The following is an 18,778-nucleotide window of genomic DNA, read 5'->3' as shown; positions in this document are numbered from 1 at the left end:
CCCCGGTGACCACCTTGTTCCTCACCGTCGGCCTGCCCGGCGCCGGCAAGACGACCCTGGCCCGGCAGATCGCCGCGGAGCACGGCGCGCTGCGGCTGACCCCCGACGAGTGGATGATCCCGCTCTTCGGGGACTCCCAGGCGAACGGCAAGCGCGACGTCCTGGAGGGGCGGCTGATCTCCGTCGCGCTCCAGGCGCTGCGGCTGGGCACGGACGTGGTGCTCGACTTCGGCTGCTGGTCGCGCGACGAGCGGTCCGCGATCCGCTGGCTGGCCGCGTCCGCGGGCGCGTCCTGCCGGCTGCGGTACCTGCCGGTCGACCACGCCACCCAGCGGGCCCGGATCGCCCACCGCCAGGCCACCACCCCGGAGGCCACCTTCCCGATGACCGACGCGGACCTGCTGAGCTGGCGCGCCCGGTTCGAGGAGCCCACCCCCGCCGAACTCGCCGCCGACGCGCCGCCCGGGCCGCCGCCGTCCCCCTACCGGTCCTGGGCCGCCTGGTCCGCGGCCCGCTGGCCGTCGTCGGCGTCGTAGCGTCATAGCGGCGGAGTGGCGGGGTGGCGGGGGTGCCGCCGGTCGGGGCGTGCCGCGGGGCGCGGCCAACGGTGCTCCGGGACAACGCGGGCGTACGCGTGGTCGAATGGGTCCGTCGCCGTTCCGAGCCGTACTGCCAGCGGAGGAGAGCATGCCGCAGAGCGCCGTTCGTACCCGGGTTTCCGCCTACGCCGTCGCGCGGGCGGACGGGGGCATGCTGCTGACGAAGCTGTCGGACGCCTCGCCGGTGTTCGAGCCGGGCGCGTGGCACCTGCCCGGCGGCGGCATCGACCCGGGCGAGCAGCCCGCCGACGCGCTCGCCCGCGAGCTGCGCGAGGAGACCGGCCTCGAGGTGCTCGACGCCCGCCTGCTCGGCGCCCGTACGTATGCCGCGCACCGGCTGGGCGTCAGCTGGCACCTGGTCGCGCTGTTCTACCTCGCCCGCCTCGCCCCGGGCCGGCCGGCCGTCACCGAGCAGGGCGGCTCGACCGCCGCGGCCCGCTGGATACCGGTGGCCGAGCTGCCGGGGATGCGGCTGTCCCCCGCCGCCGCCGACGCCCTGCGGATGGCGCCCTGAGCGCAGCCGGCCGCGCACCCGCCGAGCCGGAGCAAGCCTGGCGCCGTCACCCGATCGTGCGACAAACAGGCGTACGGCCAGGCTTTCACGGCGCTGAAAGTTACCGGCGGAAGCACCTGTCGTCGCAGCTCCGGGCGCGGCCAAGTGGTCTGGACCACCGGGGGTTTTGCCAACCCCTTTACGGAACGGGGTCGTCCATGCGTCACTCGTGGCGCGTTCACCACGCGCACCACACCCGCACCAACTCCCCCCCTTCTCCACCGCGCAAGGGCCGCTTGTGAGGGCGGGGCTACGCGAGTAGACCCCACGCCGGACGGAAACGAGCACCCCCCGCGCCACCACCCGCACGCTCCCCCCACCTCAACGTGCATGGAGGAAAGCCTTGTTCTCCCGAAACCGCACCGCCCGCAGCGTACGACGGCGCAACCTGACCACCGCCGCGGTGCTCACCACCGGCCTGGCGCTGGCCGCCGCGGTGTCGACGACCGGCGCGGCCACCGCCGCGCCCGCGCCGTCCGGCAGCAGCTCGATCCCCGTCGGCCAGGGCTACATGGGCATCGGCTACGTCCAGGACACCCAGAACTTCACCCCTGACCCGCAGCACCTCCAGACCGACGCCAAGGGCATCATGTCCCCGGACGCGACCTACCCCGAGGGGATCGACGTCTCGCACTACCAGGGCTCGATCAACTGGTCGTCGGTGAAGGCCGCGGGCATCCAGTTCGCCTACATCAAGGCGACCGAGAGCACCACCTACACCGACCCGAACTTCAGCGCCAACTACCTGGGCGCCTACAACGCCAAGGTGATCCGGGGCGCCTACCACTTCGCGCACCCGGACCTGTCCACCGGCGCGGCGCAGGCGACCTACTTCGCCGCCCACGGCGGCGCCTGGTCCGCGGACAACCTGACGCTGCCGGGGATGCTGGACCTGGAGGGCGGCTGCTACGGGAAGACCACCGCGGCGATGCAGTCGTGGATTCTGGACTTCTACAACACCTACAAGGCCAAGACCAGCCGCGACGTGGTGATCTACACCAGCCCGAGCTGGTGGAACACCTGCACCGGCGGCTGGAGCGGCATGTCGGCCAAGAGCCCGCTCAACGTGGCCCACTGGACCACCGCTGCGAGCCCGACGATCCCGAGCGGCTTCCCGTACTGGACGTTCTGGCAGTACTCCGACTCCGGTTCGGTGAGCGGCGTCTCGGGCGCGGTGGACCGCGACCGGTTCAGCGCGAGCAGTGCGCGGCTGCTGGCGCTGGCCAACAACACGCCCTGACCGGCGGCCGGGAGACCGGGAACCGGGCCGGGGTCCGGAGAGCCGGGGAGCCGGGGAGCCGGGGAGCCGGGGAGCCGGGGAGCCGGCCGATGCTGACGCCGCCCGGGTGCTGCGGCGTCAGCGGGCCGTTCCGGTGGCGGCGTACGCCCGGGCCAACCGGCCGACGCCCTCCCGCAGTTGGCCGGTACTGACCGCGCTGATGTAGCTCAGCCGCAGGTGGGGAGCCGGCGCCTCGGCCGCGAAGTAGGGCCGTCCGGGCGTGACGGCCACCCCCGCGTGCAGCGCCGCCGCGGCCAGGGCCTGCTCGTCGGTGCCGTCCGGCAGCCGCAGCCACAGGTGGTAGCCGCCGGACGGTACCCGCAGCCGCAGCGCGGGCAGTTCGCGGCGCAGCGCCTCGGCCGCCGCGTTGCGCCGCTCGCGCAGGGCGCCGCCCAGGGTGCGCAGGTGGCGCTGCCAGGCGGGCGAGCCGACCAGTTCCAGCGCGGTCTCCTGGAGCGGACGCGGCACGAAGAAGCTGTCCACCACCTGGGTGGCACGCAGCCGTTCCAGTACCGGCCCGCGCGCGGCCAGCGCCCCGACCCGCAGCGAGGGCGAGGTGGCCTTGGTCAGCGACCGCACGTGCACCACCACACCGTCGGGGTCGTCCGCGGCGAGCGGCGCGGGCGCCGGCGGGGCGTCGGCGTGGGCGAGCCGCCGGGCGAAGTCGTCCTCGACCACGAACGCCCCCGCGGCCCGTGCGACACGCACCACTTCCGGGCGGCGCTCCGCGGACAGGGTGGCGCCGGTCGGGTTGTGGAAGAGCGGCTGGCAGACGAACACCCGCGCACCGGTGGCCCGGAACGCCTGGGCGAGCAGATCGGTGCGCACCCCGTCCTCGTCCACCGGGACCGGCACCGGGCGCAGTCCGGCCGCGCGGGCGGCGGCGAGCGTGCCCGGGTAGGTGGGCGACTCGACGAGGACCGGCGCCCCCGGGGCGGCCAGCGCGCGCAGCGCGGTGCCCAGCGCGCTCTGGCCTCCGGCGGCGATCAGCACGTCGGCGCCGCCGAGCGCGGCGCCGGGCCCGGCGATGTCCCGCGCGAACCACGCCCGCAGTTCCGCGATCCCCTCCACCGGGGGCCGCTCCCAGGTCCCGGGTCTGCGCCCGGCCCTGGCCAGCGCGCCGGCCAGGGCGCGTTCGGGTTGCAGCGACGCGTGCAGGTAGCCGCCGACGAGGTCGATCACGCCGGGCGGGGGCACGGCGAGCGTGGCGAGGACGCCGGAGGCGTCGGCGGTCCGCGGGCCGGGTGCCGGGGGCGGGACAGGTGCCGGGAGCGGGGTGTGCGGGCCGGGGGCCGGGGGCGGCACCGCGAGCCCGGGTGGGGGCGCCGGCCCGTCGCCGGGGGCCGGGTCGGCGCAGAGGGCGACCTCCTGCCAGGACAGGTCGCCGCGGGCCCGGTGGGGGGCGTGCGGCCGGGTGCGGAAGACCCCGGCGCCCGGGCGGGAGGCCACCTCGCCCTCCGCGACGAGGACGGCGATCGCGCGCGAGACCGTCACCGGGCTGACCCGGTGGCGCTCCATCAGGGCCCGGCTGGAGGGCAGTCGGGCACCTTCAGGGCACTGGGCCAGCTCGGCCCGGAGCGCGGCGACCAGGTGGTCCACACTGCTACCCTCATTCATGTCAGCACAAGATAGCGCTACTGCGCAGCGGTGGGTAGCAGCGAACCACGGCGCCCTGCTCGCCGCCACCGGCGTGCTCAGCTTCTCCTTCAGCTTTCCCGCCACCGCGTGGGCACTTCGGGGCTTCGGGCCCTGGACGTCGACCGGGCTGCGCGGGGTGCTCGCCGCGTTCGCCGCCGGCGCCTGCCTGCTCGCCGGCCGGGTACCGGTCCCGCGGCGCCGCGACTGGCCGGGGCTGCTGGTGGTCGCTGCCGGGTGCGTCCTCGGCTTCCCGCTGCTGACCACCCTCGCCCTGCGGACCTCCTCGACCGCCCACTCCGCGGTCGTCATCGGCCTGCTGCCGCTGGCCACGGCGGCGGTGTCGGTCGCGCGCACCGGCGAGCGCCCGCCGCGGCTCTTCTGGTACGGCGCGGTCGCCGGTGCCGCCGTCGTCATCGGCTTCACCCTCCAGCAGAGCCACGGCCGGCCGACCGTGGCCGACCTCTACCTGTTCGGGGCGCTGCTCGTCTGCTCGGCCGGGTACGCCGAAGGCGGCCGGCTGGCCCGGCACATGCCCGGGTGGCAGGTCATCGCCTGGGCCGTGGTCGCCGCGCTGCCCGCCACTGCGGTCGTCACCGCGCTCGCGCTGCCGGCCGAACCGGTGCGCCTGACCGGGCACGCGCTCACCGGCATGCTCTACGTCGCGCTGGTCTCGCAGTTCGGCGGCTTCGTGGTCTGGTACCGCGGTATGGGCGCCATCGGGGTCGCCCGCGCCAGCCAACTCCAACTCGCCCAGCCGCTCCTGACGTTGGCGTGGTCGGTGCTGCTGATGGGTGAACACCTCTCCCCTGTCACGCCGTTCGCCGCCCTGGCCGTCCTGCTGTGCATCGCGGCCACGCAGCGCGCCCGGAGCTGACCGCCGGCGGCCGCCCCCGGTGCCGAGTCGGCCCTACTCCACAGGCCCGGCCAACTCCTCGTTCAGCTCGGCCAGTTGGCGGGTGAAGATACGGGCGCCGCCCTGGGCGGGGTGGCGGACGGGCCGTGCGGGCACACCGCCCCGGGCCAGCGCCGCTTCGGCCTTGCGGCCGACCGCCACGTATGTGGTGATCCCGAACGCCTCGGCCAGGGCGAGCGCGACAGGCGCGCCCGCGGCCACCTCCGAGGCGCGCGGGGTGCGGTTGGAGGCGGGGCGGCCCGGGGCGTGCGGATGGTGCGGGTAGATCGGCCAGAACAGCGGCAGCGCCCCGCGCCAGGCGGCCATCGCGCCCCACACCACCGCCGAGGACGCCTCCCACCCGAACGCCGGATGCTCCGGCACCCGGAAGCCGTCGCCCGCCGGGTCGCCGGTGATCAGGCCCGGCCGGGCGGTGAGTTGGCGCACGCTCGTGAACGAGATGCCGCTGACGGTGTGGCCGCGGTAGCCGGGCGCCTCGCCGACCAGCATGACCCGGGGGCGGCCGCGGGCGATCAACTCCAGGTAGCGGCGCAGGTTCGCCGTCCGCAGCCGCCCCGCCGGGTCCGCGCCGTACAGGAACTCCGCGTCCTCGGGCGCGGGCAACTCCCGCAGCAGCGACCAGAACCGCGCCGTGTCGACCCCGCCCGCACCGTTCACGCCGTACCCGCCCACCCTTGTCCACGCACCGCCACCCCCGCACCGTACCGCTTCCCACCGGCCGCCCGGGTGCACGGGCGAGCTGACCGGTGGCCCGGCACCGAGGTGCTAGCCGGCGAGGACGAGGAGGACCTCGTCGATCTCCTCGCCGCGCGCGTTCGCGTAGCCGCGGTCGGTGCCGGTCACCGCGAAGCCGCACTTCTCCAGCACCCGGACCGACCCGGCGTTGTCCGCGGCGGCGCGGGCGTGCAGCGGGCGGTCGGGCACCTCGGCAAGCAGCGCGCGCAGCGCGGCGGTGGCCGCGCCGCGGCCCCAGTGCTCCCGGCCGATCCAGTACGTGACCTCGCGCTCCTGCGGCGGCCCGAACACCGCCACGTGTCCCAGCACCCGGCCGTCGGCGGCGGCCACCGTGCGCTGCACCGCCTGCGGGTCCGCCCGCACCCGCGCCCAGTGCTCCTCGAACCGGCCGCGGTCCGCCGGGTCCTGCGCGGTGAACGCCGCCATCCACACCGCCTCCGGGTCCGCCATCTGCGCGAAGAAGACCGGCAGGTCGCCGTCCTCCATCGCCCGCAGCACCACGTCCATCGCGCACCCTCCCCGTTTGCCGTCCGCCGTGCGGCAGCGCCGCGGCCCGTACGCTACGCCACCGCGCCGCGCCCCAGCACCGCGTCGAGGGTGCGGCGGCCGACCGCGGCCATCAGCGGGTTGTCCGCGGAGTGCGCGAGGAAGACCAAGGCCAGCGCCAGTGCCCACCCCCGCGCCCTGGTCCAGGTGGCGTCGTCGGCCCGCCCGTACGCCGCCCGCAACCCCGCGCGGCCCGGGGCGGACAGCAGCATCCAGGCCACGGACAGGTCGGTGGCCGGGTCGCCGGAGGTGAGATCGCCGAAGTCGATCACGGCGCTGACCCGGCCCCGGTCGACCAGGATGTTCGCCGGGTGCAGGTCGCCGTGCAGCCACACCGGCGGGCCGTCCCACACGGGCGCGGCCAGCGCCCGCCGCCACACCCGCAGCGCCGCCTCGGCCGCCACCGGGTCGGCCAGGTGGGGCAGTTGGGCCACGAAGTTCTCGGTGCGGCCGGCCAGCGGGATGCCGCGCGCCGCGTTGGCGGGGGCGTCGGGCGGCGCGGGCCGGTGCAGGGCGGCCAGGAAGCCGCCGAGGGCGAGCGCGGTCTCTCCTTCGTCGGCCGGGGGTGTCCGCGCCGCGGTCTCCCCGGGCAGGTAGGGCACCACGCTCCACGCCCACGGGTAGCCGCGGCCGGGGCGCCCGGTGCGCACCGGCGCCGGGACCGGCAGCGGCAGCCGGCCGGCGAGGCCGGGCAGCCAGCGCTGCTCGCTCAGTACGAGTCCGGCGGCCGCCGCCCGGCGCGGCAGCCGCACCAGGTGATCGCGGCCGAGCCGGCAGACCATGTTGTCCCAGCCGTTGGCCGGCGCCCCGAGGTCGTGCCCGGCCAGGTCGGGATGCTGGTCGGCGAGCAACTGCCGTACCAGTTCCCGGGAGATCGCGGTCTCGGCGGCGGGCATCGGGTGGGCGTCCACGGCCCCATCGTAGGGGCGGCGGCACCTGCCAGGCCGCGCCGCAGGGCGGCTTGCCACTGCCGGGCTGCGGGCAGGTGCCGGGCGGCGGGCAGGTGGCGGTCTGCGGGCACGTGTCGGCCTCCGGGCAGGCGCCGGCCTCCGGGCACGTGTCGACCTCCGGGCACGTGTCGGCCTCCGGGCAGGTGCCGGTCTGCGGGCACGTGTCGGCCTCCGGGCACGTCCGGGCGGGGCGGCCGTGGTCGGGTATCGACGTGGCGCCGGCGCACACCCGGGGCGCGGAGCCGACGTCGCCGTGGACGGCCGACGCCTGCGCCGCTGCCGCGCCGGCCACCAGCGCCACGAGCGCCCCGAGCGCCGTGCACACGATGCGCACCGGCGAGCCAGCGCCACCCGTGCGCCGGGCAGGTGGCCTCCTGCGGTCGCCGTCGGCCGCGGCCGCCCTCGCGGCGCGGGACGCGTACACGGCCGCGCCCGTTGTCCCACGAAAGGGGGTCACCGTTGCTTTTCGGCCACGCCGTAAGAGCCCGCCGCTGAGGATCGGCGGCAGCCGGGGCGCGGCAGCAAGGGCTGGCGGCGTGACGGGGCGGCACCGCCACCCTAATCGCACAGTCGTTCGAACATGTGCCAGAATCCAGCCATGCCCCACTCCTTCCCCGACGACCTCGTCCAGGCGCAGCACGACTGGTACACCACCTACCGCGAGTTGGCGGCAGGCGCGGGCGCGGGCGCGCGTACGACCGTGCTGCGCCGCCGCCTGGTCCGGCTGTCCGTCCGGATCAGCGCGCACCCTTTCTGGGCCACCCTCCCCGGCACCGCGCCCGCCGCCCGGATGGAGCTGAAGCAGCTGACGTGGGGCGCCCGGCCCCCGCACCGCGCGCCCCAGCACCGCGCCCCCGACCAGACCCCCTGACGCCGGGCTCCGGCCCGGCCGCGCGCGCCCACGTCCGCCCGCCCGCCCGCGTCCACGCCCCGCGCCCCGTAGCCCGTCCCCGCACCCCGTCCCCCACCGCCCGCACCCACCCCATCCGCCCCAGCCGCCGCCCCTTCGCCCGGATTGCGGAGAGCGCTCTCACCACGCCTTGACACGGCGCGTCCCGACCCCGCAGGGTACGGACCCTAGAGAGCGCTCTCAGCGTCACCGCAGCCGCCCGGCCGTCGGACAGAGGTAGGTCTCGTATGACTTCACGCAGCGCCGCAGGATGCGAGGCGCCCGCGGCCGCGGGCGGGGCGGCGGGCCTGGTCGGGGAGGCGCTGCGGCGCCGTGCGGCCGTGGCCGGTGCGCCCCCGGCCGCGTACCGGCCGCCGCTCGCCGAGCCCGACTTCGGCCCGGACGTCCGGGTGGTCGGCCCGGGGACGCCGGTGCGGCAGGTGCGGGCGGCACTGGAGGAAGGCGGGGGTGGGCGCGTCGTGCTGTTCGGGCCCGGCCGGTACGCCATGGACGTACGGCTCGGCCCGCACACGTCGGTCGTCGGGCTCGGCGCGCACCCGGAGGACGTCACGATCGACGGCGCCGTGCGGGTCGCGGGTGCGCCTGACCGGTGGGAGGGGGCCGGGTCCGGGTCCCCCACCGGGCCGCTGCACCGGGTGCGGGTGCGCGGCCGGGTGCTGCCCGCCGCGGCGGAGGACGCCGCGGAAGACGGGCGCCGGCTCCCCGTCGGCGTCGAGGGGTGGGAGCAGGAGCCGGCCGGCGGGCCGCGCCGCGGGCGGCCGTTCCTGTACGCCGCCGAGGGCGGCCACTACCGGGTGTTCCTGCCGGGTCTGCGGCAGGCGGCGACGGGCGCGGACCGGGCGGCGGGCGGCGCGCCGGGCTGCTCGGTGCCGCTGGACCGCTTCTACGTGGCCCGGCCGGCGGACTCGGCGCGCGCGCTGAACCGGGCGCTGTCGCAGGGCCGCCACCTGCTGCTGACGCCCGGCGGGTACGACCTCGCGGACACCGTCCGGGTCAAGTGGGCCGGCACGGTGGTGCTGGGGCTGGGGCCGGTGGTGCTCCGCCCGCGCCCGGGCGTGGCGTCGATGACGGTCGCGGACGCGCGCGGGGTGCGGATCGCGGGGCTGGTGTTCGACACGTTCGACGCGTTCGACGCAGTGCCCGACGGCCCGCCCGCGGCGCTTGAGGTCGGTGCCCGGCGGGGCGGCCGGAGCGATCCGCGCGATCCGGCGTCGGTGCAGGACGTGTACTTCCGGACGGCGGGGGCGTACGGGGCGGGCGGCGCGCTGGTCGTGCGCAGCGAGGGGGTGCTGCTCGACCGCGTCGGCGTGTGGCGCACCGGGTCGGGCCGCGCGGGCGGTGCGAACGGCGGTGCGGTGTCCGGGGCCGTACCCGGCGGTGGCGGTGGCCGGCGGCTGGTCGCCGCGGGCGGCCCGGCGGCGCGCTGAACCGGGGCGGTTCGCACCGTACGCCCCCTGCCGCGCGGGCTCGCCGCCTCCGTACGATGGCCGGACCGGCCGGACCGACAGACCCGGGGAGGCCACGGTGGACGTCCTCACCGCCCAGTCCCTGCGCGGCATCTGGGCACCGACGCTGCTGCCGCTCGACGCGGACGACGCGATCGACTTCGACCGCCTCGACGAGGCCCTGGCGGCCGTGCTCGGCTCGGGCGTGCACGGCGTCTACACCAACGGCACCGCGGGCGAGTTCCACACCCTCGACGAGGGCGAGTACGACCGCCTGCACGCGCTGGTGGCCGCGCGCTGCACCGCGGCCGGGGTGCCCTTCCAACTCGGCGCGAGCCATCCCGCGGGGCGGCTGTCGCTGGACCGGGTCCGCCGCGCGGCGGCGCTGCGGCCGGGCGCGATCCAGGTGGTGCTGCCGGACTGGCTGCCGCTGCGGCCCGACGAGGCGCTGGCCGCGCTGCACGGGCTGGCGGCGGCCGCGGGCGGGGTGCCGCTGGTGCTGTACAACCCGCCGTACGCCAAGACGCAGCTCACCCCGGAGTTGCTGGCGCGGATCGCCGAACAGCTGCCCCAGGTCATCGGGTTGAAGGTGCCCGCGGTGGACGTCGCGCGCGGCCTCACCGACCGCTTCGCGGTGTTCGTGGCCGGCCACACCCTGGCGACGGGCCGCCGCGGCGGCGCGGCCGGGTCGTACTCCAACGTGGCCTGCATGAGCCCGGCGGGCGCGGTCCGCTGGTACGACCGGATGTCCGCGGACCCGGCGGGCGCGGCCGGCACGCAGGAGCGGCTGCGGGGGTTCCTCGACCGCCATGTGGCGCCGCTGGCGGCCGCCGGCTACAGCGATCCCGCGCTGGACAAGGCGCTGTGCGCGGTGGGGGGTTGGTGCCGCACCGGTACCCGGGTCCGCTGGCCCCACCGCTGGCTGCCCCCGCGGGAGGTGCCGCCGCTGCGCGCCGCCGCGCTCGCCGCCGTGCCCGACCTCCTCGCCGACCCGCTCGGCGCGGCCCCGGGGAAGGGATGAGGGGCCGATGACGGCCGAGCCCCGCGTGCTGCCGTTCGGCGCGGCCGCCGCCGGGTACGAGGTGGGCCGTCCCCTTGTCGGACACGGCCTAAGCTGAGCGGCATGCCCGCCAGGTCCGTCGACGCCGTGTCGCGCGCTGCCGTGCGCGTCCTGCCCGCGGGGCCGCGCACCGCCCGGCGCGCCGTCGGCCCGGCGGGGCCCGGCGCGGTCAGACTGCTGCCGGGGGCACCGGCCCCGCACGCCCGCCTCCCCCGGATCGGAAGCACCGACGCATGACGTCCAGCGACCAGCCCCAGCGCGCGACCGACGGCATATCCGGCGCGGCCGACGCGCCCGCAGGTGGACCCGCCGGTGGACCCGCAAGTGGACCCGCAGGTGAATCCGCGGGTGAGGACGGCCGCCGGCCCGGCGCCGGGTCCTGGCGGCGCTTGGTGCGGGGGCGGCGCCGGCCGTGGGTCGTGGCCGCTGCCGTGATCGCCGGGCTCGCGGTGCTCGCCGCGAGCGCCGACCTGCTCATCGCGCACACCGCACGGGAGCGCATCGCCCGGGCGGCGAGCTGCCGGCTCAAGCCGGTCGGCCGGGTGTCGGCGGAGCTGTCGGGGAGCCTGGCGGGGCTGCGGATACTGACCGGGCACGTCGGCACCGTACGCATCCGCGCCGAGGACGTGGAGCGCGACGACATGGACCTGACCGTCACCGCCGAGCTGCACCAGGTGACCACCAAGGGCGCCATGAGCGGCGGCAGCGCTACGGCCACCCTGGCCTACGACGAGTTGGGCAAGCAGCTCACCCGGGGCGGTGCGGGTCTGCGCCCGGGGCCCGACGGCCACGGCGGCCTGGTGCTGACCGGCACCGTCGTCGGCATCCCGCTGCCGGTGACCGTGCACACCTCGATCAGGACCGGCAGGGACTCGGTGACCGTCACGCCGACCGATGTGGACGTCCTGGGCCGGAACATCCCGGTGGCGCAGGCGCGGAAGGGCAAGGGCGGCTCGGGGCTCGCCGCGCAGCTCGCGCCGCGCACCGTGAAGGCGCCGCAACTGCCCGCGGGGGTGGTGCTCACCGGTGCCCGGACGAGCGCCCAGGGGCTCGCGCTGTCGCTGTCGGTGCCCGCGAGCGTGTCCTCGGGCGGCGCCAAGGGCTGCGCCACGTAACGGCGTTGGCACTCCACTCGACCGGCCCCGCCGCCGCTGCCTAAGATGTGCGCAGCCACCGGGGGCCGTTCGGCGGACCGGAGTTGCACACGCAGAGCACCGTTGTGAGGGGTCATATGCCAGCCGCAGACGCGTCGTCGAGCACGTCCATCGACATAACGGTGCCCAGTGTCGCCCGCATGTACGACTACCTGCTGGACGGCAAGGACAACTACCCGGCCGACCGCAGCGCGACCGAAGAGCTGCTGGGGCAGGTGCCGAGCATGAAGGTGCTCGCGCTGAACAACCGTCAGTTCCTGCGCCGGGTGGTGCGGGTGCTCGCCGAGGACTACGGCATCAAGCAGTTCGTCGACCACGGCTCCGGGCTGCCGACGCAGGACAACGTGCACGAGATCGCGCAGCGCATCCACCCGGACGCGCGGGTCGTCTACGCGGACAACGACCCGATCGTGCTCGCGCACGGCCGGGTGCTGCTGGAGCAGAACGAGAACACCGCCGTCATCCAGGCCGACTTCCGCGACACCGACAGCATATGGGAGAGCGAGGAGGTGCACCGGCTGATCGACCTGGACGAGCCGGTGGCCGCGCTGTTCGTGTCGGTGCTGCACTGCGTGAAGGAGACCGAGGACCCGGCGGGCATGGTGCACCGGGTCCGAGACCGGCTGCCGGCCGGCAGCTTCCTGGTGGTGTGCCAGCTCGTCAGCGACGACCCAGAAGTGCGCAGCGGCGTCAGCGCGTTCATGGACCAGTCGACCGGCGGCAACTGGGGCGAGGTGCGCGAGCCCAGCGTCCTGGAGACGTACCTGGAGGGCACCGAGATCATCGAGCCCGGCCTGGTCGAGGTCTCCACCTGGCGCGCCGACAACGAACTCGCCCTGGTCCAGCCGAGTTACGAGTGGATCGAGTACGGCGGCGTGGGCCGGGTGCGCTGAGGCGGACGGCCGCCCCCGCGCGGGGGCGGCTACTCGTACCGCCGCAGCGCCTCTTCGAGCAGCACCCGGCTCTCCGCCGGGGTGGCTGCCAGCGCGCTCAGCTCGTCCAGCGCGGCCCGGTAGCGGTCCACGTCCTCCAGCCGGTCGAGGTACATCGCGCTGGTCATGTGCTCCAGGTAGACCATGTCCGGCAGGAAGCCCTGCGCGAAGCGCAGGTAGGTCACGGCCGCGCCCGGGGTGGCGGCGGCGCTCGCCTCGTAGGAGGCGATCTGGAGCCGTACGCCGGGGTGCCGCAACACCTCCAGCAGGTAGTGGAGTTGGTCGCGCATCACCTGTGCGCCGCCGATCGGGCGGTGCAGCACGCCCTCGTCGATGAGCGCCCACAGCACCGGCGCGCCGGGCTCGGTCATCCGCCGCTGCCGCTCCAGCCGCAGCATGACGCGCTGTTCGCGCTCCTCGGCCGACGCGAGGCGGTGGCCGACGAGCACCACGGCGTGTGCGTAGGCGGGCGTCTGGAGCAGGCCGGGCACGAACTGCGTCTCGTAGGTGCGGACGACGTGGGCGTCGCGCTCCAGGCCGATGAGCTGCTGGAGCCAGTCCGGCACCACCTCGCCGTACTGCTGCCACCATTCCGGGCGGGCGGAGCGCTCCACCATGGCGAGGATCTGGCCGCGTTCGGGCTCCTCGACCCGGTAGAGGCTCAACAGGTCTTCCACGTCACGGGACTTGAGGTTGACGTGCGCGGTCTCCATGCGGCTGATCTTCGAGGCGTGCGCGCGGATGTGCCGGCCAGCGTCGCCGGGGCTGATCGCCCTGTTCTCCCGCAGCGCCCGCAGGTAGTTGCCGAGCACGCGGCCCATCGCCGTGGCGCCCATCTCGGGGCGGCGCTCGAAGAGCTGTATCGGCGAGACGGGGTGCGGCGCGGCAGGCATAGGGGCTCCCAACGCAGAGACTGGAAGGGCCATTATTGCACCGGGGTACCGCTGTGGTCTGCCCGTATACCGCGAAGGCCCGGGATGCGCCAGGGAGCATTCCGCTCGTGCGCAACCCGGGCCGCGTGAGGCGGTTTCGGGGCGGCGTCAGCCGGTGTACGGGTCGAAGTCGCCGTCCTTGGCGCCCTCGACGAAGGCGGTGATCTCCGCGCGGGTGTAGACCAGCGCGGGCCCGTCCGGGTGCCGGGAGTTGCGCACCGCCACGCTGCCGTCCGGAAGCGCGGCCACCTCCACGCAGTTGCCGCTCGGGTTGCTGCGCCCGCTCTTGACCCAGCGGACCCCGGAGATCGAACTGGCCTGCACACCGTTCTCGAACTGCTGCACCTGGCATCACTCCTACGTCGGTCGGGGCGGCATACGGATACGCTCACGCACCAGGAATCACGGCAGTTGCCGCGGCGACCCGGCGCATGTGCCGCTGCAATTCCCGATGCAATTGCAGCGGCAATTCCTCGACTCACGGTACTGTCGGTGCCGCGCGGTGTCGACACATGCGTGAACGCCCCGAATTCGGGGTAAGATCAGTGCCGTTTCCGGGAGCTTGCAGCTCAGGGGGCCGCAAAAGCCCAGGTCGCCAACGGTCCGCGCCGGCACGGCAGGTGCACGACCGTACGGGGATCGTGCACCTGCCGTGCGCAGGGCGGCGCCGTCCGCCTCAACGCCTGTGCTAAGCCGCTTCGTTCGGGCCTGGCGGCGGGTCGGCCGGGTGGCCGTCGGGCCACCAGCGGCGCACGTCGAGCACGGCGGCCAGCAGGGGCGCGGTGAGCTCCGGCCGGCCGTCGAGCGGTAGCCGCGCGATCAGGCCGAGGAGCGCGGACCGGCCGACCGCGGCGGCGTCCGCGACCGCCGCACGCCAGAAGGCGGGCCGGCGTTCGGGCAGGGTGGTGGACGCGGCGAGCGCGAGGTCCGCGTGCGCCTCGGCCCGTTCGGAGAAGACGGGGTGGCGGGCGACGACGCCCGCGACCTGGTCGAGGAGCGCGGGGGTCAGGTGCGGCGCGAGGGCGGCGACGGTGTACGGGAAGGCCCCGAGCCACCGCCTGTCGGCGGCGCGCCGGCGCAGGAGCCGGCCGACGAGGTCGGCGGCGTCCCGCTCCCCGAGCCAGGGAATGATCCGGACCAGCGTGTAGTGGTCCAGCACGGCCGTCTGCTCACGCAGCCTGCCGGTCACCATCTCCAGCAGTTCGGCGCGCGCGAGGGGCCCGGCGGTCGCGGCGAGCAAGGCGTACGCCTCGGTCTCCCCCTCCGGCGACAGCTTCCGGGCCACCCGCAGCGCCTGCCGCCGGGCCGCGTCGTCCAGGTGCGGCCCGACCGCGTCCAGCGCGCCGAGCAACTGCCCTTCCGCGTCGTCGTGGTACTCCGCGCCGACGTCCTCCTCCGCCAGGCGCTCCAGGGTCTCGGCGACGGCCGGCAGGCACTGCGAGGCGGGCACAAGGGCGAGGAGGCAGCCCAGTTGGGCCAGCCGCCAGACCTGATTGCCGGGGTCGAGCAGCGCCGCGTACGCGGCGAACGTGCGGTCGGGCGAAGCGGCGCCGGAGCACCGCTCGGCCGCCTCCCGGACCACGTCCAACCCGGGGCAGTACACGGCGTCGACGTGTCCGTGCGGCAGGAGGACCGTGGTCAGCGCCTCGTGCAGCGTCGCGCCCGCCCGGTCCGGAGCGGCCTTCCCGGCGAGCGCGGCGAGGGCGCACGCCCGGTCGCACACGTCGTGGAGCGCACGGGCGGCCCCCAGCGCCGCTTCGGCCTGCGCGTCCGACAACCGGCCGGGCCCCGGGGACTGCCGGGACCTGCTGCCGCGGTCGGACGGGCCCGGGCCGAGGGCAGCGAGCAGCTCCCCCGGTGTCGTGGCCCGCGCGAGCACCGGGCGCTGGACGCCCTCCCGGTCCCCCCGGTACGCCGCCGCGCGGGCCCGGCGCAGCAGCGCGGCGCGGTCGTCGGGGTCCTGCGCGCGTGCGGCGAGCCGGGCGAGCACGAGCGCCGTGGTCCGGGCGTCCGCCGCCGCGGGAACCGCCCGGGCGGCCGCGCCGAGCGCGGCGGCGTCCAGACGGGGCGCCAACTCGTACAGGAGCGCGGCCAGTTCGTCACCGTCGACCAGCGCGGAGATCTCGCCGAGCATCCGCAGCTGGACCTCGGGCGGCCGGCCGGGGGTCAGCCGCGCCAGCGCCCACGCCCACACGGCGGGCCGGCGTGACCACGTGTCGGGCCGGCTGCCGCGCCGCGCCGCGGACAGGCAGCCGGCGAGTTCGTCCCGCGTCAGGTGGGGCGCGAGGAGTTCCAGGGTCCCGTCCGACGTACCGTCCGCCAGGACATGGGCCGCCGCCCGGCGCAGGAGCCGGCCGGACGCGAAGGAGGCGCAGGCGGCCACCACGTCCACCGCGGTGGCGGGCGCGGTGCGGAACAGGTCGTCGACGCGCTCCTCCAGCACGGCGGTGCGCTCGGGCTCGGGCAGCGCGCGGACCAGCGCCGTCCAGCGCCGGTGCCGGGTCTCCGGTTTCCCGGCGCGCAGCAACGCGGTCGCCTTCGTGACGAGCGGGTCCCGGCGGGGGCCGGTCAGGCGGGGGATCGAGGCGGCCAGGATGGCGGCCGCGGCGTGCGCGTTGGCCGCGGGCAGTTCGCGGTCGACCAGGTCCGTGAGTTCCCCGGGCCCCAGGTAGGGGGCGAGTTCCTCCGCCACCAGGCCCCGCCCGCCCCTGAGTTCCGGCGCGGACCGCTCGGCGGTGAGCCGCCACGCGATCAGCTGCTCCCGGACGTCGGGCGCCGCCACCCGCAGGGCCGCGCGCAGCGCCTGGGTCCGTTCGTGGAAGCCGTCGCCCGTGCGCGCCACCTCCAGGACGTCGCCCAGGAGTTCCGGCAGTGCCGGAAGCGCCGCGTGCAGCACCTCCCGGAAGTGGTGGCGGTCCTCGCCCTGCCGCAGGCCGGCCAGCAGTTCGCGCTGCGCCCGCTCCGGGAACCACGGGCTCGCCGCCGCGAAGACCGCGGCGCGGATCTCCCCGGAGCGCTGCCGGTCGGCGTCGGCCGCCGCCAGCGCGCGCTCCAGCAGCGTCTCGCGCGTCGCGTCGTCGGCCAGGCCCAGCAGCCGGATCAGCGCGTTGGTCCGCTGGACGGGAGTACGGATGCGCTCAGCGGCCCGGATCGCGAGCCCGAGGAGGTGGGCGCGCCGGCGCGGCGGCAGTCCCGTCGCCGCGGCCAGCCGCCGGTACGCCTCGGAGCGCTGCACCGGGTCGGGCACGAGGCCGGTGTACGCATCCGCCTGCCGGAAGGTCCAGACGCCCTGCCGCACCAGGGCCACCAGGAGGGCGGCGGGCACCGTGGCCGCACGGGTCACGATCGAGCTGCGGATCAGCTCGTAGCGGATTTCCAGGGCCATCCCGGCGTCCTGGCCGGCGCCGGGATCGGCGCGGTCGGTCGCGGACGCGGCGAGGCCGCGCGCGCGTTCGAGGTCGGCGAGGTACTCGCGGACGAGGCCCGCGCGGTCGTGGGCGGCGAACCAGGTGTTGGTGCCGCCGTGCGCACCGGACGCGGCGGCCAGCAGCCGGTGCAGCAGGTCCGCCCGGCCGGCCGCCGCGAAGTGCCCGCCCAGGTGCACCAGGGCGTACCGGTCCAGGTCGTCGGCCGGGACCGGGTGGGCGAGGCCGGGCAGCCCCTTGTCGAGTCCGCCCCAGCGCCGGGCCAGGTCGGCGGCAAGGCGGTCGTGGAGCTCCGCCCGCCGCCGCCGTGCCGCGTGGCAGGAGTGGTCCTGGAGCAGGTCGTGCTGGACGACCGTCCCGTCCTCGGGGCGGTGGGTCAGCAGGCAGCGGCGCGCGAGCAGTTCGACGGCGGAGAGCACATCGGCGTCGTCCAGTCCGCGGTGCCGCCACACCAGTTCCACGGCCGCGACCGGTACCGGCCCGCGTGCGGCGAAGACCGCGAGGTCCTCGTAGCAGGACCGGACCACCTCCGGCAGGGCGTCGGTGCTCGCCCTGATCGCGGCCGTCAGCGAGCCGTGCCGGTAGTCGAGGAACTGTTTGACCAGCGCGTCCGGGCGCGGCCGGTCGAGCGCGTCCGCCAGTCCGGTCCAGCTGTGGCCCTCGGCGGCCATCGCCCCGCAGATCGCCAGTGCCAGCGGCAGCCCGCGGCAGTGGCCGAGCACCTGGCCGGCCGCGCCGGGCAGTTCGTCCGGTGCGACCCGAGCGTAGGCCGCGAGCAGGTGCCGGGCGGGCTCGGCCGGCAGCGTCTCCACCAGGATCGGGCGGCAGCTGTGCGGCACCGTCTCCAGGTCGCGGGTGGTGGTCAGCAGGGCGCTGCCGGGGCCGAAGACGTCCAGTGCCAGGAGCTGTTCGGCCGAGGTGACGTTGTCGACGACCACGAGGCAGTCGAGGGTGCGGAGCCGGTCGCGCAGGGCCGGCAGTCCGGCCGCGGGATCGGCGCCGGTGGCGGGCTCGTCCAGCGCGGCGAGCAGTTCGCCCCGGCAGGCGTCGGCGGACCGGCCGTCGGCCGGCAGCCACAGGACGCCGTCCCGGAACCGCCGCGCGACCCGGGGGTCGAGGGCCACCGCCCGGGCGAGCACCGACTTGCCCGCGCCGCCCATGCCGACGAGTACCACCACGGGGGTGCGGGGCGGCGGTTCGGCCCCGGGGTCCGCGGCGCCCACCGCGGCGACGGCCCGTTCGTGCAGGTCGGGGCGGGCGAGATACTCCGCCGGGAGATGGAGCCGGGGGTCGGCCGGGGCGCGGGCGGGGTCCGGGCGGGCGGGGTCCGGGTCGGCGGTGCGCGGGCGCCGCCCGGCGCGGGCGGCCTGCCACAGGCGCTCCCACGACGCCCGCGGCCGCCGCCGGAAGCCCGGGGTGTGCCGTTCGGCGCGCTCGGCGAGGAAGTCGAGGACCGGGGCCAGCGTCTCGAACGACCGGGGGACGTAGGTGCCTTCGAGCCAGCCGTACCAGGTCGACTCCGACACGGTCCGGCGCGGGCGCGCAGCGGGCCGGCCCGGACCGGGCGCACCGGTCCTGCGGTTGACCGCGCGGTCGATCGACGCCCAGCCGGTGCGGCCGGACGCCTCCCACAGCTGGTGCAGCGCTTCCGTCCACGCCTCGGCGCCGGGGGCCGGCCGGTCGTTCACCGCCCGGTTCCCGGGTCGT

At 76.4% G+C, this 18,778-nt stretch carries 17 protein-coding genes; 10 read left to right on the top strand and 7 right to left on the bottom strand.

The window, feature by feature from the left end; translation table 11 throughout:
* Positions 1-5: 5 nt before the first annotated feature.
* From WA788_RS22870 to WA788_RS22860, 3 genes are all read left to right on the top strand, one after another.
* Positions 6-536, top strand: a complete 531-nt coding sequence (locus WA788_RS22870) for an AAA family ATPase (RefSeq protein ID WP_335980251.1) — start codon at positions 6-8, stop codon at positions 534-536.
* A gap of 151 nt (positions 537-687) precedes the next feature.
* A complete protein-coding gene (locus WA788_RS22865) occupies positions 688-1,113 on the top strand; it encodes an NUDIX hydrolase (RefSeq protein WP_335980250.1) in 426 nt (141 codons plus the stop codon).
* A 382-nt stretch (positions 1,114-1,495) separates the two neighbouring features.
* On the top strand, positions 1,496-2,392 hold the full coding sequence (locus WA788_RS22860) for a GH25 family lysozyme (protein WP_435137902.1): 897 nt from the start codon (positions 1,496-1,498) through the stop codon (positions 2,390-2,392).
* A gap of 117 nt (positions 2,393-2,509) precedes the next feature.
* Here WA788_RS22860 and WA788_RS22855 read toward each other — a convergent pair whose 3' ends face one another.
* Entirely contained in the window at positions 2,510-4,048 is a 1,539-nt protein-coding gene (locus tag WA788_RS22855; RefSeq protein ID WP_335980249.1) for an aminotransferase-like domain-containing protein, read from the bottom strand.
* Between WA788_RS22855 and WA788_RS22850 the strand changes: the two genes are divergently transcribed.
* A complete protein-coding gene (locus WA788_RS22850) occupies positions 4,047-4,943 on the top strand; it encodes a DMT family transporter (protein ID WP_335980247.1) in 897 nt (298 codons plus the stop codon). The two genes, WA788_RS22855 and WA788_RS22850, sit on opposite strands and share 2 nt — an antisense overlap.
* A gap of 33 nt (positions 4,944-4,976) precedes the next feature.
* Here the strand turns inward: WA788_RS22850 and WA788_RS22845 are convergent, their stop codons facing one another.
* The 3 genes from WA788_RS22845 to WA788_RS22835 all read right to left on the bottom strand — a co-directional run bounded on the left by WA788_RS22845 (position 4,977) and on the right by WA788_RS22835 (position 7,174).
* Positions 4,977-5,639, bottom strand: a complete 663-nt coding sequence (locus WA788_RS22845) for a uracil-DNA glycosylase (RefSeq protein WP_335980246.1) — start codon at positions 5,637-5,639, stop codon at positions 4,977-4,979.
* A 108-nt stretch (positions 5,640-5,747) separates the two neighbouring features.
* A complete protein-coding gene (locus WA788_RS22840; RefSeq protein WP_335980245.1) occupies positions 5,748-6,224 on the bottom strand; it encodes a GNAT family N-acetyltransferase in 477 nt (158 codons plus the stop codon).
* A 53-nt stretch (positions 6,225-6,277) separates the two neighbouring features.
* Complete coding sequence (locus WA788_RS22835; RefSeq protein WP_335980244.1) at positions 6,278-7,174, bottom strand: aminoglycoside phosphotransferase family protein; 897 nt, start codon at positions 7,172-7,174, stop codon at positions 6,278-6,280.
* Between the two features lie 637 nt (positions 7,175-7,811).
* On the opposite strand from WA788_RS22835, the gene WA788_RS22830 reads away from it, so the two are divergent.
* The 6 genes from WA788_RS22830 to WA788_RS22805 all read left to right on the top strand — a co-directional run bounded on the left by WA788_RS22830 (position 7,812) and on the right by WA788_RS22805 (position 12,675).
* The gene (locus WA788_RS22830) at positions 7,812-8,084 is read left to right on the top strand and encodes a hypothetical protein (protein ID WP_335980242.1); all 273 of its coding nucleotides are present in this window, start codon (positions 7,812-7,814) and stop codon (positions 8,082-8,084) included.
* 266 nt (positions 8,085-8,350) lie between these two features.
* The gene (locus WA788_RS22825) at positions 8,351-9,550 is read left to right on the top strand and encodes a hypothetical protein (RefSeq protein WP_335980240.1); all 1,200 of its coding nucleotides are present in this window, start codon (positions 8,351-8,353) and stop codon (positions 9,548-9,550) included.
* 97 nt (positions 9,551-9,647) lie between these two features.
* Positions 9,648-10,589: a dihydrodipicolinate synthase family protein gene (locus tag WA788_RS22820; RefSeq protein WP_335980237.1), complete on the top strand. Its 942-nt coding sequence runs from the start codon at positions 9,648-9,650 to the stop codon at positions 10,587-10,589.
* A gap of 102 nt (positions 10,590-10,691) precedes the next feature.
* Positions 10,692-10,865, top strand: a complete 174-nt coding sequence (locus WA788_RS22815) for a hypothetical protein (protein ID WP_335980235.1) — start codon at positions 10,692-10,694, stop codon at positions 10,863-10,865.
* A gap of 182 nt (positions 10,866-11,047) precedes the next feature.
* Positions 11,048-11,743 carry an LmeA family phospholipid-binding protein gene (locus WA788_RS22810; protein ID WP_335980232.1) on the top strand — a complete coding sequence of 232 codons (696 nt, stop codon included), beginning with the start codon at positions 11,048-11,050 and terminating at the stop codon, positions 11,741-11,743.
* Between the two features lie 116 nt (positions 11,744-11,859).
* Positions 11,860-12,675: an SAM-dependent methyltransferase gene (locus WA788_RS22805; RefSeq protein WP_335980229.1), complete on the top strand. Its 816-nt coding sequence runs from the start codon at positions 11,860-11,862 to the stop codon at positions 12,673-12,675.
* A gap of 29 nt (positions 12,676-12,704) precedes the next feature.
* Here the strand turns inward: WA788_RS22805 and WA788_RS22800 are convergent, their stop codons facing one another.
* From WA788_RS22800 to WA788_RS22790, 3 genes are all read right to left on the bottom strand, one after another.
* Positions 12,705-13,607, bottom strand: coding sequence for a helix-turn-helix domain-containing protein (locus WA788_RS22800; RefSeq protein ID WP_335980228.1), 903 nt, complete (start codon positions 13,605-13,607; stop codon positions 12,705-12,707).
* A 147-nt stretch (positions 13,608-13,754) separates the two neighbouring features.
* On the bottom strand, positions 13,755-13,991 hold the full coding sequence (locus tag WA788_RS22795; protein ID WP_335980226.1) for a DUF397 domain-containing protein: 237 nt from the start codon (positions 13,989-13,991) through the stop codon (positions 13,755-13,757).
* Positions 13,992-14,334: 343 nt separating this feature from the next.
* Positions 14,335-18,759 (bottom strand): NB-ARC domain-containing protein, encoded by a 4,425-nt coding sequence (locus WA788_RS22790; RefSeq protein ID WP_335980224.1) that lies wholly within the window; start codon positions 18,757-18,759, stop codon positions 14,335-14,337.
* Positions 18,760-18,778 lie beyond the last annotated feature (19 nt).

This window comes from Streptomyces sp. CA2R106 (genome assembly GCF_037034245.1).
In the GTDB taxonomy this organism is placed as follows: Bacteria; Actinomycetota; Actinomycetes; order Streptomycetales; family Streptomycetaceae; genus Actinacidiphila.
This window is presented reverse-complemented; position numbering and strand designations above follow the sequence as displayed.

Excerpts from the sequence above, each read along its gene's own strand:
- WA788_RS22865 (WP_335980250.1), top strand. The coding sequence starts at position 688 with ATGCCGCAGAGCGCCGTTCGTACCCGGGTTTCCGCCTACGCCGTCGCG.
- WA788_RS22850 (WP_335980247.1), top strand. The coding sequence starts at position 4,047 with ATGTCAGCACAAGATAGCGCTACTGCGCAGCGGTGGGTAGCAGCGAAC.
- WA788_RS22855 (WP_335980249.1), bottom strand. The coding sequence starts at position 4,048 with ATGAATGAGGGTAGCAGTGTGGACCACCTGGTCGCCGCGCTCCGGGCC.
- WA788_RS22840 (WP_335980245.1), bottom strand. The coding sequence starts at position 6,224 with ATGGACGTGGTGCTGCGGGCGATGGAGGACGGCGACCTGCCGGTCTTC.
- WA788_RS22830 (WP_335980242.1), top strand. The coding sequence starts at position 7,812 with ATGCCCCACTCCTTCCCCGACGACCTCGTCCAGGCGCAGCACGACTGG.
- WA788_RS22825 (WP_335980240.1), top strand. The coding sequence starts at position 8,351 with ATGACTTCACGCAGCGCCGCAGGATGCGAGGCGCCCGCGGCCGCGGGC.
- WA788_RS22815 (WP_335980235.1), top strand. The coding sequence starts at position 10,692 with ATGCCCGCCAGGTCCGTCGACGCCGTGTCGCGCGCTGCCGTGCGCGTC.
- WA788_RS22805 (WP_335980229.1), top strand. The coding sequence starts at position 11,860 with ATGCCAGCCGCAGACGCGTCGTCGAGCACGTCCATCGACATAACGGTG.
- WA788_RS22800 (WP_335980228.1), bottom strand. The coding sequence starts at position 13,607 with ATGCCTGCCGCGCCGCACCCCGTCTCGCCGATACAGCTCTTCGAGCGC.